Origin of the sequence: Micromonospora sp. NPDC005413 (assembly GCF_040606435.1) — a bacterium.
Taxonomy (GTDB): domain Bacteria; phylum Actinomycetota; class Actinomycetes; order Mycobacteriales; family Micromonosporaceae; genus Micromonospora.
This window is the reverse complement of record NZ_JBEXEV010000007.1, coordinates 77,432-92,984: the sequence shown is the minus strand read 5'-3', so window position 1 is coordinate 92,984 and position 15,553 is coordinate 77,432. Positions and strand designations below refer to the sequence as shown.

General features: G+C 71.7%; 12 protein-coding genes. 11 read left to right on the top strand and 1 reads right to left on the bottom strand.

What is annotated here, in order from left to right; genetic code table 11:
• The first annotated feature begins 361 nt into the window (after window positions 1-361).
• The 8 genes from ABZS37_RS11555 to ABZS37_RS11520 all read left to right on the top strand — a co-directional run bounded on the left by ABZS37_RS11555 (window position 362) and on the right by ABZS37_RS11520 (window position 9,661).
• A complete protein-coding gene (locus ABZS37_RS11555) occupies window positions 362-1,687 on the top strand; it encodes an MATE family efflux transporter (protein ID WP_355167956.1) in 1,326 nt (441 codons plus the stop codon).
• Between the two features lie 61 nt (window positions 1,688-1,748).
• On the top strand, window positions 1,749-2,633 hold the full coding sequence (gene truB / locus ABZS37_RS11550) for a tRNA pseudouridine(55) synthase TruB (RefSeq protein ID WP_355167954.1): 885 nt from the start codon (window positions 1,749-1,751) through the stop codon (window positions 2,631-2,633).
• 77 nt (window positions 2,634-2,710) lie between these two features.
• Entirely contained in the window at window positions 2,711-3,640 is a 930-nt protein-coding gene (locus tag ABZS37_RS11545; RefSeq protein WP_355167952.1) for a bifunctional riboflavin kinase/FAD synthetase, read from the top strand.
• Between the two features lie 200 nt (window positions 3,641-3,840).
• Window positions 3,841-4,110: a 30S ribosomal protein S15 gene (rpsO, locus tag ABZS37_RS11540; RefSeq protein ID WP_074317913.1), complete on the top strand. Its 270-nt coding sequence runs from the start codon at window positions 3,841-3,843 to the stop codon at window positions 4,108-4,110.
• A gap of 224 nt (window positions 4,111-4,334) precedes the next feature.
• Window positions 4,335-6,731, top strand: a complete 2,397-nt coding sequence (locus tag ABZS37_RS11535) for a polyribonucleotide nucleotidyltransferase (RefSeq protein WP_355167950.1) — start codon at window positions 4,335-4,337, stop codon at window positions 6,729-6,731.
• A 47-nt stretch (window positions 6,732-6,778) separates the two neighbouring features.
• The gene (locus ABZS37_RS11530; RefSeq protein WP_355167948.1) at window positions 6,779-8,203 is read left to right on the top strand and encodes a pitrilysin family protein; all 1,425 of its coding nucleotides are present in this window, start codon (window positions 6,779-6,781) and stop codon (window positions 8,201-8,203) included.
• Window positions 8,204-8,299: 96 nt separating this feature from the next.
• Entirely contained in the window at window positions 8,300-9,073 is a 774-nt protein-coding gene (gene dapB / locus ABZS37_RS11525) for a 4-hydroxy-tetrahydrodipicolinate reductase (RefSeq protein WP_355167946.1), read from the top strand.
• A 111-nt stretch (window positions 9,074-9,184) separates the two neighbouring features.
• Complete coding sequence (locus tag ABZS37_RS11520; protein ID WP_355167944.1) at window positions 9,185-9,661, top strand: GNAT family N-acetyltransferase; 477 nt, start codon at window positions 9,185-9,187, stop codon at window positions 9,659-9,661.
• A gap of 165 nt (window positions 9,662-9,826) precedes the next feature.
• Here ABZS37_RS11520 and ABZS37_RS11515 read toward each other — a convergent pair whose 3' ends face one another.
• Window positions 9,827-11,950 carry a glycogen debranching N-terminal domain-containing protein gene (locus ABZS37_RS11515; RefSeq protein WP_355167942.1) on the bottom strand — a complete coding sequence of 708 codons (2,124 nt, stop codon included), beginning with the start codon at window positions 11,948-11,950 and terminating at the stop codon, window positions 9,827-9,829.
• A 145-nt stretch (window positions 11,951-12,095) separates the two neighbouring features.
• Here ABZS37_RS11515 and ABZS37_RS11510 point away from each other — a divergent pair, with 145 nt between their 5' ends.
• From ABZS37_RS11510 to ABZS37_RS11500, 3 genes are all read left to right on the top strand, one after another.
• Window positions 12,096-13,085 (top strand): LacI family DNA-binding transcriptional regulator, encoded by a 990-nt coding sequence (locus ABZS37_RS11510; protein ID WP_355167940.1) that lies wholly within the window; start codon window positions 12,096-12,098, stop codon window positions 13,083-13,085.
• A 23-nt stretch (window positions 13,086-13,108) separates the two neighbouring features.
• Window positions 13,109-14,359 carry an extracellular solute-binding protein gene (locus ABZS37_RS11505; protein WP_355167938.1) on the top strand — a complete coding sequence of 417 codons (1,251 nt, stop codon included), beginning with the start codon at window positions 13,109-13,111 and terminating at the stop codon, window positions 14,357-14,359.
• A gap of 72 nt (window positions 14,360-14,431) precedes the next feature.
• The gene (locus tag ABZS37_RS11500) at window positions 14,432-15,553 is read left to right on the top strand and encodes a sugar ABC transporter permease (protein ID WP_355167936.1); all 1,122 of its coding nucleotides are present in this window, start codon (window positions 14,432-14,434) and stop codon (window positions 15,551-15,553) included.

Below are 15,553 nucleotides of genomic sequence, written 5' to 3'. Positions count from 1 at the left end.
ACAAGCCCAAGCCCGAGACCACCGACGACGCCCGCGAGCAGGCCCGCCGCGCGCTGCAGACGTCGATGGACACCCGTCAGTGACCCGAACCGTCCGGCAGTGATCCTCGGGTCAGTGCCGTCGGAGGAGGCGGGCGTCCCACGGTGCGCCTTTGGAGCTGAATCGTTTGCGACATCGAGACGTGATTCGTCTACGACATCAGCTCCAAAGCCTCTGACCAGAGGCCCGCTCCCGGCCGGCCCGGCTGCCCGACGGTAGGCGCTGCCCGGGGGACCGCGACGAGCCTGAGCGCCACCCACCGACGGAGTAAGCAGTCGGCGGGATTGCGATCCTTACTGCGCTCGTGCCAGGATCGGCGGCGATGAGTCAGACCGCCGCCACCATCCACCGATCCGCCTCGCCTCGGCGGATCGCCAGCCTCGCCCTGCCGGCCCTCGTGGTGCTCGCCGCTGAGCCGCTCTACGTGCTGGTCGACACCGCCGTGGTCGGCCACCTCGGCCGGGTGCCGCTCGCCGCGCTCGCCGTCGGCGGCACCGTGATGACGCTCACCGCATGGGTCGGCACCGTGGTCGCGTACGGCACCACTGGGCGCGCGGCCCGCCGCTTCGGCGCCGGTGACCGGGCAGCCGCGGTGGCCGAGGGCGTCCAGTCGTCCTGGCTGGCGTTCGGTGTCGGCCTGCTGATCGCGATCGGCATGCAGTTCGGCGGGGGAGCGCTCGCGCGTACCCTCGCCGGCGGTGGTGGCGAGGTGGCCGACGCCGCCGCACATTGGCTGCGGATCGCGGCCCTCGGCGCCCCCGGCCTGCTGCTCGCCGCCGCCGGCAACGGCTGGCTGCGCGGTGTGCAGGACACTCGCCGCCCGCTGCTCTTCGTGCTCGGCCCCAACCTGCTCTCCGCGCTGCTCTGCCCGCTGCTGGTCTACCCCGCCGGGCTGGGCCTGATCGGCTCGGCGGTGGCCAACGTCGTCGCGCAGACGCTCTGCGGGGTGCTCTTCGCCGCAGCGCTGGTTGCCGAGCGGGTGTCGCTGCGGCCCCGGCCCCGAGTGATCCGCCAGCAGTTGGTGCTCAGCCGGGACCTGCTGATCCGTGGGCTGGCGTTCCAGGCCAGCTTCCTCTCCGCGACCGCCGTCGCCGCCCGCTTCGGCGCTGCCGCCGTCGGCGCCCACCAGATCGCCCTGCAGCTCTGGTTCTTCACCGCGCTGGTGCTCGACGCGCTGGCCATCGCCGCGCAGTCCCTGGTAGGCGCTGCGCTCGGTGCCGGCGACGACGCGGGCGCCCGGGCGCTCGCCCGCCGGATCGGGCTGCTCGGCGGCGTCTGCGGTGTCGGCTTCGCGCTGCTCATCGCCGCCGGCGCCGGCGTCGTACCGTCGTGGTTCAGCTCCGATCCGGAGGTACGCGAGCAGGCCATGGTGGCCTGGCCGTGGTTCGTCGTCATGCTGCCGCTGGCCGGGGTGGTGTTCGCCCTCGACGGCGTGCTCATCGGCGCCGGCGATGTGCGTTACCTGCGCAACCTCACCATCGTGGCGGCGCTCGGCGGCTTCCTGCCGGCCATCTGGCTGGCGTACGGGCTCAACCTCGGGCTGGGCGGCATCTGGGCCGGGCTCACCCTGTTCGTGGTGATCCGGCTGGTCGCGCTGCTGCTGCGACTCCGCAACGGCAACTGGGCGGTAACCGGCGCGGTCCGTTGAGCGTCACGCGGGGGCCGCCCTCAGGCATTGGCGTACGAGACATCTGGCAGGCTTGGGCGTCGTGAGCACCGATGGTCTGATTGTGGTCGACAAGCCCGGCGGCATGACGTCGCACGACGTGGTGGCGCGGATCCGACGGCTGGCGAAGACCCGGCGGGTCGGGCACGGCGGCACCCTCGACCCGATGGCCACCGGTGTGCTGGTGATCGGTGTGGGTCGGGCCACCCGCCTGCTGACCTACGTGATCGGCGCGGGCAAGAGCTACGCCGGCACCATCCGGCTCGGCCAGGCCACCGTCACGGACGACGCCGAGGGCGACGTGATCTCCACCGCGCCCGCCGGCGAGATTACCGACGACGCGATCCGGTCGGCGCTGGCCGCCCTGGCCGGCGAGGTCGACCAGGTGCCGAGCGCGGTCAGCGCCATCAAGATCGACGGGCAGCGGGCGTACAAGCGGGTCCGGGACGGGGAGAGCGTCGAACTGCCCGCGCGGCGGGTCACCATCTCCCGGCTGGAGGTGCTGGCGATCCGCCGCACCGAGCCGGACGTGGTGGACGTGGACGTGGACGTGACCTGCTCCTCCGGCACGTACATCCGGGCCATCGCCCGGGACGCGGGCCTGGCGCTCGGCGTCGGCGGCCACCTGACCGCGCTCCGTCGGACCGCGGTGGGCGGCTTCACCCTCGCCGAGGCGGCGACCCTCGACGAGCTGGAGCAGCGCGCCCCGGACGTGGTGAACCTGCCGCTGGACGCGGCGGCCGACCGATTTTTCCCACGTCGGGAGGCCACGCCCGACGAGGCCCGGGTGCTCGCCCACGGTGGGCCGCTGGACCCGACCGGCCTTGCCGGGCCGTACGCCGTCTTCGGGCCGACGGGCGGCCTGATCGCTATCGTCAGCGAGCGGGACGGGCGGGCCCGCGCGGAGATCGTGCTCGCCCCGGCCTGACGGCGGGGTGCAGGTCCGCCGGCCCGTGGCCGGCGGTGTCGACCCGCCGGCCGGCGGAACAGCAGGGGAGGAACGGCATGCAGCGATGGCGGGGGTACGACGCGGCGCCCGGTGGGTGGGGGCGCTCGGTCGTCACCATCGGCGTCTTCGACGGCGTGCACCAGGGGCACCAGGCGACCATCGGGCACGCGGTGGCCCGCGCACGGGAGTTGGGCGTGCAGTCGGTGGTGGTCACCTTCGACCCGCACCCGGCCGAGGTGGTCCGCCCCGGTTCGCATCCGGCGGTGCTCACCGAGCCTGCCCGTAAGGCGGAGCTGATCGAGGCGCTCGGCGTGGACGTGCTCTGCGTGGTGCCGTTCACCCCGGAGTTCTCCCGGCTGCCGGCCGAGCAGTTCGTGCACGACGTCCTGGTCGAGCACCTGCACGCGGCGCTGGTGGTGATCGGCAGCAACTTCCGCTTCGGGCACCGGGCGGCCGGTGACGTGGCGCTGTTGGAGCGGCTGGGGCAGACCTTCGGCTTCGGCGTGCAGGGCGGCCCGCTGGTCGCCGAGGACGGCACCGTCTTCTCCTCCACGTACATCCGATCCTGCGTCGACGCGGGCGACGTGGGCGCGGCGGCCGCCGCGCTGGGCCGCCCGCACCGGCTGGAGGGCGTGGTGGTCCGGGGCGACCAGCGGGGGCGGGAGCTGGGCTTCCCGACCGCCAATATGCTCTGCCACCGGTACGCGGCGGTGCCCGCCGACGGGGTGTACGCGGCCCGGCTGATCCGCCGCGGGCAGCACGAGCCACTGATGGCGGCGGTGTCGGTGGGCACCAACCCGACCTTCTCCGGCCGGGAGCGGCGGGTGGAGGCGTACGCGCTGGACTTCGACGGTGACCTCTACGGCGAGCGACTGGCCCTGGACTTCGTGGCGCACCTGCGCGGGCAGATCCGGTACGACTCGATCGAGCCGTTGATCGCCCAGATGGACCAGGACGTCGCGCGCACCCGGCGCACTCTGGCCTGATCGTCACGGGGCTGGCGTGGCCCTGCCGAGGCCCTTGGCCGGGTGTTACCGCCGAGTGCTGGTAGTCTTGCCGAGACGTCGGGTGACCGGCGTGGGGCCTCGCGTGCCTGCTCGACGCCGCGGGTGCGAGGTACCGGTCCGTTCCCGGTCCATCGGGACGACGGACACCTACTTGATCAACCCATCGAAACAGGGAGAACATGGCGCTCGACCAGGAAGCCAAGGCCACCATCCGCGCGGAGTACGCGACCGCCGAGGGCGACACCGGTTCGCCGGAGGTCCAGGTCGCGGTCCTCACCAAGCGGATCGCCGAACTGACCGAGCACCTGAAGGTGCACAAGCACGACCACCACAGCCGCCGTGGGCTGCTGCTGCTGGTCGGCCGGCGCCGTCGGTTGCTCAACTACGTCCAGAAGAAGGACATTGCCCGCTACCGGTCGCTCATCGAGCGGCTCGGCCTGCGCCGGTGACGTGACGGGGGAGTGGCCGACCGGCCGCTCCCCCGTACGGCGTCCCACCTGAAGAACACGGGCCGCGCGACCACCCGAGAGGGAGCCGGTCAGCGTACCGGTCTCCGGTAGTGGCCCCCGGGAACCCGGCATGATGCCGGCCCCCGGGCGCTTCGATCGAAGACCGGCCGGCTGAGCAGCTCCCCGATGTCGTGGGCCCACGACGCGAAGGAGCACGACAGCACATGACCGAGACCAAACTCGGCACCGAATCCCGCACCGCCGTGATCGACAACGGGTCCTTCGGCACCCGCGAGATCACCTTCTCCACCGGTCGGCTGGCTCGCCAGGCCGCCGGGTCCGTCATCGCCCAGCTGGGCGAGACGGTCGTTCTCTCCGCCACGACCGCCGGTAAGCACCCGAAGGAGCAGTTCGACTTCTTCCCGCTGACCGTCGACGTCGAGGAGCGGATGTACGCCGCGGGCCGCATCCCCGGCTCGTTCTTCCGCCGTGAGGGTCGGCCCAGCGAGGACGCGATCCTCACCTGCCGGCTGATCGACCGGCCGCTGCGCCCGTCGTTCGTCAAGGGCCTGCGCAACGAGGTCCAGGTCGTCGAGACCATCCTCGCGCTCGACCCGCAGCACCCGTACGACGTCGTGGCGATCAACGCCGCCTCGATGTCGACCAAGCTCTCCGGCCTGCCGTTCTCCGGCCCGATCGGCGCGACCCGGGTCGCCCACATCGACGGCCAGTGGGTCGCCTTCCCGACCCTGGAGGAGCTGGCCCGGGCCACCTTCGACATGGTCGTGGCAGGTCGCACGCTCGAGGATGGCGACGTCGCGATCATGATGGTCGAGGCCGAGGCCACGCCGAACGCCGTCGCCCTGATCTCGGCCGGTGCCACTGCCCCGACCGAGGAGATCGTGGCCAGCGGCCTGGAGGCCGCGAAGCCGGCGATCCGTGAGCTGTGCCGCGCGCAGAGCGAGCTGGCCGAGGTCGCCGCCAAGCCGGTCACCGAGTTCCCGGTCTTCCTGGACTACCAGGACGACGTGTACGACGCCGTCGCCGAGCTGGCTCGCGCCGACGTGGCCGAGGCGATCACCATCGCCGGCAAGGCCGACCGCGAGGAGGCCCTGGACCGCGTCAAGGCCCGGGTCGCCGAGGAGCTGGGTGGTCGGTTCGAGGGTCGGGAGAAGGAGCTCAGCGCTGCCTTCCGGTCGCTGACCAAGTCCGAGGTGCGCAACCGCGTGCTGCGCGAGCAGGTCCGCATGGACGGGCGTGGCCCGCGTGACATCCGGGCGCTGACCGCCGAGGTCGGCGTGCTGCCCCGGGTGCACGGTTCGGCGCTGTTCGAGCGGGGCGAGACCCAGATCCTGGGCGTCACCACGCTGAACATGCTCCGCATGGAGCAGATGGTGGACACCCTGTCCCCCGAGAACCGCAAGCGCTACATGCACAACTACAACTTCCCGCCGTACTCGACCGGTGAGACCGGCCGGGTCGGCTCGCCGAAGCGTCGCGAGATCGGCCACGGCGCCCTCGCCGAGCGCGCGCTGATCCCGGTGCTGCCGTCGCGCGAGGAGTTCCCGTACGCCATCCGGCAGGTCTCGGAGGCGCTCAGCTCCAACGGCTCCACCTCGATGGGTTCGGTCTGCGCGTCGACGCTGGGCCTGCTCTCCGCGGGTGTCCCGCTGAAGGCGCCGGTCGCCGGCATCGCGATGGGGCTCATCTCCGACGAGGTGGACGGCAAGACCCAGTACGTGACGCTGACCGACATCCTCGGTGCCGAGGACGCGTTCGGTGACATGGACTTCAAGGTCGCCGGCACTCCGGACTTCGTCACCGCGCTCCAGCTCGACACCAAGCTCAACGGCATCCCGTCGGACGTGCTGGCCGCCGCGCTGCAGCAGGCGAACGAGGCCCGGCAGATCATCCTCGGTGTGATGAAGGCGGCGATCGAGGCTCCGGCCGAGATGTCCGACTACGCGCCGCGGGTCACCACCGTCAAGATCCCGGTCGACAAGATCGGCATGGTGATCGGCCCGAAGGGGCAGACCATCAACGCGATCCAGGACGAGACCGGCGCCGAGATCTCCATCGAGGACGACGGCACGATCTACGTCGGCGCCACCAACGGCCCGTCGGCCCAGGCGGCCGTGGACCGGATCAACGGGATCGCCAACCCGACGCTGCCGAAGCAGGGCGAGCGGTTCCTCGGCACGGTGGTCAAGACCGCCGCGTTCGGCGCGTTCATCTCGCTGCTGCCGGGCCGCGACGGCCTGCTGCACATCTCCAAGGTGGGCGACGGCAAGCGGGTCGAGCGCGTTGAGGACTTCCTCAACGTCGGCGACCGGGTCGAGGTCGAGATCGCTGACATCGACGCCCGCGGCAAGATCTACCTGGACAAGGTCCGCCCGGAGGGCACCGAGGCACCGCCGGCCGCTGAGGCCGCCGGTGGCGACCGTCCGGCTGGCCGGGACCGGGGCGACCGGGGTCCGCGTGACCGGGGCGACCGTGAGCGTGGCGGCGACCGGGGCGGCCGTGGACCGGAGCGCGGCGAAGGTGGCGGCGGCGAGGGTGGCGGCGGCGGCGAAGGTGGCGAGGGCGGCGAGCGTCCGCGCCGCCGGACCAGGCACAGCTGATCGTCGTACAACGCATCACCCACCCCTCGTCGAACCGGGAGCAGTACGTGAGTCGGGCCATCAGTGCGCCGTTTCCACCGGATCGACGGGGGGTGGCCCCCGGCTGGCGGGCCAGCCAAGCGAGTCGAGTTCGGGACACCGGGGCGGGCCGCTCCGGCGGCACCGCCCGCGCGGTGACCCGGACGCTCAGCGACGACCCGCTGGGCGGCACGGTACGACGTACCGTGCTGCCCAGCGGCCTGCGCGTGCTCACCGAGGCGATCCCGGCGATGCGCAGCGTCTCGTTCGGCATCTGGGTGGCGGTCGGCTCGCGTGACGAGACCGGCCCGCAGGCCGGTGCCGCGCACTTCCTCGAGCACCTGCTCTTCAAGGGCACCCACAAGCGCACCGCACTCGAGATCTCCTCGCAGATCGAGGCGGTGGGTGGTGAGACCAACGCCTTCACCACGAAGGAATACACCTGCTACTACGCCCGCGTGCTGGACGAGGACCTGCCGCTGGCGATCGACGTGATGTGCGACCTGGTGGCCGACTCGCTGTTGGAGCCGGCCGACGTGGAGACCGAGCGTGGCGTGATCCTGGAAGAGATCGCCATGCACGACGACGAGCCTGGTGACGAGGTGCACGATCTCTTCGTCCAGGCCGTCTACGGTGACCACCCGCTGGGTCGGCTGATCTCCGGCACCTCCGAGACCGTCACGCCGATGACCCGGCGGCAGATCCAGAGCTTCTACCGGGGTCGCTACACCGCGCCGCAGATCGTCATCGCCGCCGCCGGCAACCTCGACCACGCCGCGGTGGTCAAGCTGGTCCGCCAGGCCGTGCGCGGCACCCCGCTGGACAGCGACCCGGCCACCCCGGCACCGTACCGCGGGGCGACCCCGGCGGTACGGACCAAACCGGCGACCACCCTGGTGGAGCCGAAGGAGACCGAGCAGGCGCACGTCATCCTCGGCTGCCCCGGCATCGACCGCCTCGACGAGCGGCGCTTCGCCCTTGGCGTGCTCAACAACGTGCTCGGCGGCGGCATGTCCAGCCGGCTGTTCCAGGAGATCCGCGAGCAGCGCGGCCTTGCCTACTCGGTCTACTCCTACGCCAGCCAGTACGCCGACAGCGGCCTGTTCGCCGTCTACGCCGGCTGCGCGCCGGGCAAGGTGGACGAGGTGCTGGCCCTGACTCGCGCCGAGCTGGCCCGGGTGGCCGCCGACGGGTTGACCGAGGCCGAGGTGGCCCGGGGCAAGGGGATGAGCAAGGGTTCGTTCGTGCTCGGCCTGGAGGACACCGGTTCCCGGATGAGCCGGCTGGCCAAGGGTGAGCTGCTCTACGGCGACCTGATGCCGGTGGACGAGCTGCTCCGCCGGGTCGACGAGGTCACCGTGGCGGACGTGAACATCCTCGCCGCCGAGCTGCTCAGCCGACCGATGTCGCTGGCCGTGGTCGGCCCGTTCGCCGCAGGCGACTTCGCGGTCTGAGAGCTCCCGCAACGCGGTCGGAAGTGACGTCCCGGACAGGGGTGTGGACCGGATCCGGCCGGGAGGGCACGTCCCGATTGGGATAGGTTGTGCCCCGTGACTGACGAGCAGGAGAAGAACCCGACCGAGCCGCTGCGGGTCGGCGTGTTGGGTGCCCGAGGCCGGATGGGCATCGAGGTCTGCAAGGCGGTCGACGCCGCCGACGGCGTCGAGCTGGTCGCGACGATCGACCAGGGTGACAGCCGTTCCGTCGTCTCCGACGCCGGTGCCGAGGTGGTTGTCGACTTCACCACGCCGGACGTCGTCATGGACAACCTGCAGTGGTGCATCGACCAGGGCATCAGCGCTGTCGTCGGCACCACCGGCTTCACCGAGCAGCGCCTGGCGCAGGTGCGCGGCTGGCTGGCCCGCAAGCCCGGGGTAGGCGTGGTCATCGCCCCGAACTTCGGCATCGGCGCGGTGTTGATGATGCAGTTCGCCGCGCGGGCCGCCCGACACTTCGAGTCCGTCGAGATCATCGAGCAGCACCACCCGCGCAAGCTGGACGCCCCGAGCGGCACCGCCACGCACACCGCGCGGCAGATCGCCCGGGCCCGCGCCGAGGCCGGCCTCGGCCCGGTGCCGGATGCCACCAAGGACGAGGTGCCGGGTGCGCGCGGTGCCGAGATCGACGGGGTACGCGTCCACGCGGTGCGTGCCACCGGGCTCGTCGCCCACCAGGAGGTGCTCTTCGGCACCACCGGCGAGACGCTGACCATCCGGCACGACTCGTACGACCGGGCGTCGTTCATGCCGGGCGTGCTGCTGGCCGTCCGCGCGGTGCGCAACCGCCCCGGTCTCACCCTCGGCCTGGACGCCCTGCTCGACTGACCGCCGCCCTCGGCGGTTAGCGCAGATCTTGGACAGTTTCCGTTGGCGCGGCGGGCCCGCGGAACGGAAACTGTCCAAGATCTCAGGGCGCGGCCCGGGTAGCATCCGCCGATGATCGATGGTGGACACCTGGACCGGGCTGGGCGGCTGGTCACCCTGCGCCCGGTCGACGACGACAACTGGCGGGCGGTGGCCGACGTTGCCCCGCGCGACGACCAGCGCCGCTTCGTGGCCGCGCTGGGCGCCCGCTACCTGCTGCTCAGCAGCCGCTCCGAGGTGTGGACCTCACTCGCCGTGTACGCCGACGAGACCGTCGTGGGCCACGTCATGTGGGGAGTGGACGACGACGGCTCGCCCTGGATCGGCGGCATGCTGATCGACGCCGCCGAGCAGAGCCGTGGCGTGGGCAGAGCGACGGTGCAGACCCTGGCCGCCTGGCTCTCCGCCAGGGACGGCAACCCCCCGGTCCGCCTCTCCTACCACCCCGACAACACCCAGGCCGCCACCCTCTACAGCTCGCTGGGCTTCCACCCCACAGGCGCGGTAGACGACGAAGAGCTAGTAGCCGAACAATCCCCAACCCCATAACCCCGCCCTGCCCTGCCCCTGTGCCCGCCCGGGTCGATCATGGACTTGTGGTGGGTGCTACTTCGGCATGTGCACCTTTTATGGGGCACCACAACTCCATGATCGACCCGGGCGGGCAGGGGCGGGCGGGGCGGGGCGGGGCGGGGCGGGGCGGGGCGGGCATTGTTAGTGGGAGAGGGGGTTCTTGGGGCGGCGTTGGGTGGGGAGGGTTGGGGTTGGGGTCAGGGGGGTTGGGGTCAGGGGGGTTGGGAAACCGGTCACCGTGGCTTCGCCGGTGCGGTCGACCGTCACGTTTACCGGAGTACCGGCCACGCGGAGGCCGTTGACCGCGACGGCACCGAGTTCGGCTCCGGCCAGTGGCGCCAGCCGGACCGTGCCTCCCGGCACGTCCGGATAGAGGCCGGTGGCCGCTTGGAGCAGCAGCACAGCGCCCGCCGCGGCCCACGCCTGCGGCCGGCACGCAGCCGGGTACGGCACCGGACGGTTCACCAGTGACCGGTCGTCGCCGCCGTAGAGCTCCGGCATCCGGTAGTCGAACGCCTCGGCCGCGGTGAGCAGCCCTTCGGCCAGGCCGAGTGCCGCCTCCCGGTGCCCGGCGCGGGCCAGCCCGGCGAGCACGATCGCGGTGTCGTGGGTCCAGATCGAGCCGCAGTGGTACGACAGCGGGCTGAAGCCGGCGTCCTCGGTGGACATGGTCCGCAGCCCGAAGCCACCGGCGAGCGTGTCGGTGGTGAGCAGCCGGGCGACCTGGGCCTCCTCGTCGTGGGCGAGCAGGCCGGTGCCGAGCAGGTGACCGATGTTGCTGGTCAGCGAGTCGACGGGGCGCTTGTCCCGGTCGAGGGCCAGGGCGGGCTGCGGGCCGTACCGACCGTCGACCCAGAAGCTGTCCCGGAACCGGCGGGCCAGCGCGGCGGCGTGCTCGCGCCAGCGGTCAGCGCCGGGCCGGCCAAAGGCGTCCAGCAGGGCGGCGCCGTTGACCGCCGCCTCGTGTGCGTACCCCTGCACCTCGGCCAGCACGATCGGCGCGGTGGCCAGGGTGCCGTCGTGGAATCGGACGGCGTCGCCAGAGTCCTTCCAGCCCTGGTTGGACAACCCGTGCCCGGTGGTGTCGACGTACTCGACCAGGCCGTCGCCGTCGGGGTCGGCGTGCTCGCCGAGCCAGCGCAGGGACGCCTCCAGGTGTGGCAGCAGCGGCTCGATCTGCTCGGCGGGCAGGCCCCAGCGCCACGCGTCGTGCAGCAGGTTGACCCAGAGCATGGTGGCGTCGACGGTGCCGTAGTACGCCGGCGGTAGGCGCAGCCCGTCGTCGGGCAGCGCGAACTCGTGCCGACGCAACTCGTGCAGGATCTTGCCGGGGGCCTCGCCGGTCGCGGGGTCGATCCGGGTGCCCTGCCGGCGCGCGAGCACCCGCAGGGTGCCGGCGGCCAGGTCGGTGCCGAGCGGCAGCATCATCCGGGCGGCCCAGAGGCTGTCCCGGCCGAACAGGGTGAGGAACCAGGGCACGCCAGCGCCGAGGAACACATCCTCCGGTGCGCCGGTCTCGGCCAGTCGTAGGCCGCGCAGGTCGTCCAGGCTGCGGTCGAGCAGCCGGACCAGGCGTCGGTCGTCCGCCGTCACCTCGGGTAGGGACCACTCCGGCGCGCCGGGCGGCCCGACGACGACAGCGCGCGGGTCCTCGACGGTCAACTGCCAGCGCAGCGCCGTCTCACCGCCGGGGGGCAGCTCGACCGGCCAGGCCAGTCGGGGTGCGGTGATCCGGTCATCGGTGGCGAGCACGTCGGCGCCGGGTGCGGTGACGGTGACGGTGATCCCCTCCGCCGACCAGGTGAGCGCGCCCGGCTGGCCGGTCTTGGCCTCGATCGGAGCGGTGGCGCCACCGGACTTGACGACCTCGATGGGTGCCAGGTCGCAGCCGAGGTCGATGGTGACGGTGGCCCGTACGCCGACCGTGGCGGTGGAGACGATCCGCAGTTCCTCGGTGAGGCCGTTGCGGGTGGCCCGGCGGAGCCGGTCGACGCGGACGGTGGGGTCGGGCACCCGGTCGCCGAGCCAGCGCGCCAGGCTCACGAAGTGGGCGCCGTACGGGCCGTCGTCGCCGCGGGTCAGACCTTCCAGCTCCCGGTCGTCGACCCGCAGCTCGGCCCGGCTGAGCACCCGGGCATCGGCGTGGAAGACGCCCTGGACGCCGGTCGGACGGATCTGCCCGGTCGCGTCCCCCAACGCGCTGGTCGGGGCGAAGACCACCCCCACCAACTCGTGCAGGAGGGGTTGCAGCTGGCGTTCGATCACGGTGCGGCTCCAGATCATCAGGGTGCGGGGCGGACATCTTGACAACGCGCCCCCGGCGGTGCAAAGTGCGAAACATTCCAGAAACTTGAACGATCCAATCCTGCCTTATCCAAATTGGATCGTTCAAGATGGCGAGAGGGATTAAGTGGCCGAAAAGGTGACCATCGCGACGGTGGCCCGGCACGCCCGAGTGAGCCGGCAGACGGTGTCCAACGTGCTCAACGCCCCGCACATCGTGCGGGAGGAGACCCGGCTGCGGGTCGAGGACGCGATCAGCGCGCTCGGCTACCGGGCCAACCAGGCGGCCCGGCAGATGCGCACCGGCCGGTCCCGCCTCATCGCCGCCCGGATCGACCCGACGCGCGACGGCATCAACGGCTCCGTGCTCGACCGCTTCCTGCACGGCCTCACCGAGACCGCCGATGCGGCCGGCTACCGGGTGCTGCTCTACACCGCCACCGACGACGAGCGGGAGATCGCCACGTACGGCGACCTGCTCGGCACCTACGAGCTGGATGCGTTCGTGCTCGTCGGCACGAAGCACGGCGACCCGCGTACCGCCTGGCTCGCCGACCGGGACGTGCCGTTCGTGACCTTCGGCCGCCCGTGGGACGCGCTCGACGCGCACCCCTGGGTGGACGTCGACGGCGCCGCCGGCACCGCTCAGGCCACCCGGCACCTGCTGGCCGCCGGGCACCGACGGATCGCGTTCATCGGTTGGCCGGCCGGTTCCGGTGTCGGCGACGATCGGCGCGCCGGCTGGCGCGACGCGCTGCACGAGGCCGGCGTCGACCCGACCGGGTTGCACCGGGAGACCGAGGACGGCATCGCCCAGGGCGAGCGGCTGATGCGCGACCTGCTCGTTGCCGTGGCTCCGACCGCCGTGGTCTGTGCCAGCGACTCGCTCGCCCTCGGCGCCCTTCAGGCGATCCGCGGCACCGACCCGCCCGTGTCGGTGATCGGCTTCGACGACACGCCGGTGGCCGCCGCGATCGGGCTGGCCAGCGTCAGCCAACCGCTGGGCGACGCCGCCGCCCGCTGCGTGGACCTGCTCACCGGGGTCCTCGACGGCAACCACGAGACCCCCACCCACGTGCTGCTCCAGCCCTCGCTGGCACTGCGGCACACCGCGTAGGCCCACCCCCACCAGGAGAGAACATGGCACCTCGAACCATCACCCGGGCGGCGGTGGCCGGCCTCGCCGCCGTCGCCCTCCTTGGCTCCGCCGCATGCGGCAGCGGCTTCGACGACTCGTCCGGCGACGCCACCCAGTCCAGCGGCCCGGCCAGCCTGCAGATCCTGATCGGTTCCTCCGGCGAGGCCGAGACCAAGGCCGTGCAGGACGCCGCGGCGAAGTGGGCCGGCAGCTCCGGCAACACCGCGACGGTGACCCCGGCACAGGACCTCACCCAGCAGCTCGGCCAGGCCCTCGCCGGCGGCACCCCGCCGGACGTCTTCTACGTGGACGCGGCCCAGTTCGCCAACTACGCCAGCGTCGGTGCCCTGGAGCCGTACGGCGACAAGATCAGCAACTCGGCCGACTTCTACGAGAGCCTGCGCACCGCCTTCACGTACGACGGCAAGCTCTACTGCGCGCCCAAGGACTTCTCCACCCTGGCGCTCCAGATCAACACCGACCTGTGGGCCAAGGCCGGGCTGACCGACGCCGACGTGCCGACCACCTGGGACCAGCTCACCGCGACCGCCCAAAAGATCAAGGCCAAGGGGCAGGTGCCGCTGGCCCTCGGTGACACCCGGGACCGCATCGGTGCCTTCATGGTGCAGAACGGCGGCTGGCTGGTCAGCAAGGACGGCAAGCAGCCCACCGCGGACACCCCGGAGAACCTCGCCGCACTCCAGTACGTCAAGACCATGCTCAGCACCGGGCTGGCCAAGTACCCGAAGCAGCTCGACGCCGGCTGGTCCGGTGAGGCGTTCGGCAAGGGCAAGGCCGTGATGACCATCGAGGGCAACTGGATCAAGGGTGCCCTGCAGAACGACTTCCCGAACGTGAAGTACAAGGTCGTGGCGCTGCCGTCCGGTCCCAAGGGACAGGGCACCCTCTCCTTCACCCAGTGCTGGGGCATCGCCGCGAAGAGCAAGTACAAGGATCAGGCGATCAAGTTCGTCGAGGCGATGACCAGCGGCGAGCAGCAGATGGCCTTCGCGACGGCGTTCGGTGTGATGCCGTCCCGCCAGTCGGCGCGCGACCAGTACACCGCCGCCTTCCCGGCGGACAAGGTGTTCATCGACGGTGTCGCGTACGCCCAGGGCCCGGTGAACGCTCCGAAGATGGACAGCGTCCTCAAGGACCTCGACACCGGTCTGCAGGGGCTGGCCAACGGCGACCCGAAGACCGTGCTGCAGAACTTCGACAAGAACGCCAAGGCGGCGCTCGGCGGCAGCTGAGGTGATGGCGGGGGCCCCGGCGACCACCGGGGCCCCCGCCGCACGTCGGCCGGAGAGAGGAAGGGAGGGAAGATGGCAACCGAGACACTGACCGCCGTGGCGACTGCGGGCGGGGCCGGCCCCCGCCGACGCAGGGGCGGCATCCGGAGCAACGAAAACCTCGCCGGCTGGCTCTTCGTCGCGCCGGTGATCGTCATTCTGGGGCTGTTCCTGCTGCTGCCGATCCTGATGGCGCTCTGGGTCAGCCTGACCGACTGGAACGGCCAGGGCGGCCCCTTCACCGGCGACGTCCCGTTCGTCGGCGCGCACAACTACACCCAGTTGTTCACCGAGGACGGGCTGGCCCGCCGCGACTTCATGACCAGCATCCGCAACAACATCTACTACGTGGCGATCGTGGTGCCGGCACAGACCGTGCTCGCGCTCGGACTGGCCCTGGTCGTCAACAACCGGATGCTCAAGGGCAAGAGCTTCTTTCGCAGCGCCTTCTACTTCCCCTCGGTGACCAGCTCGGTCGCGATCAGCGTGGTGTTCCTGTTCCTCTTCGCCAACTCCGGTGCGGTGAACGCGCTGCTCGGCTTTCTCGGGATCGACGGCCCGGAGTGGTTCGCCGATTCGCGGGGCGTGCTGCACCTGCTGTTCGGTACGGTCGGCGTCGACTCCGCCCCGGCCGCGCTGGCCAACGGCGGCCCGTTCGGCCTGAGCTGGTGGGACTGGCTGGCCGGTCCCAGCGTGGCGATGATGTCGATCATCACGCTGGTCATCTGGACCACCTCCGGCACCTTCATGCTGATGTTCCTGGCCGGGCTGCAGAACGTGCCGGTCGCGCTGGACGAGGCGAGCACCCTCGACGGCGCGTCCCGGTGGCAGCGGTTCCGGCACGTCACCCTGCCGATGATCAGGCCCACCACCTTCCTGGTGCTCACCCTCGGCATGATCGGCTCCTGGCAGGTCTTCGACCAGGTGTACGTGATGAGCCAGGGCGACCCGGCCAAGACCACGCTCACCCCCGCGTACCTGTCGTACCGGACCGCCTTCCGGGACTTCGACTACGGCTCCGGCGCGGCGATCTCCTTTGTGCTGTTCCTGATCATCATCGTGCTCACCCTTATCCAGCGCCGGGCGCTGGCCGAGCGGGACACCAACCGGCCGCGCCGCGGCTGGTGGCGTCGGCGCGTACCGGAAAGGTCCTGA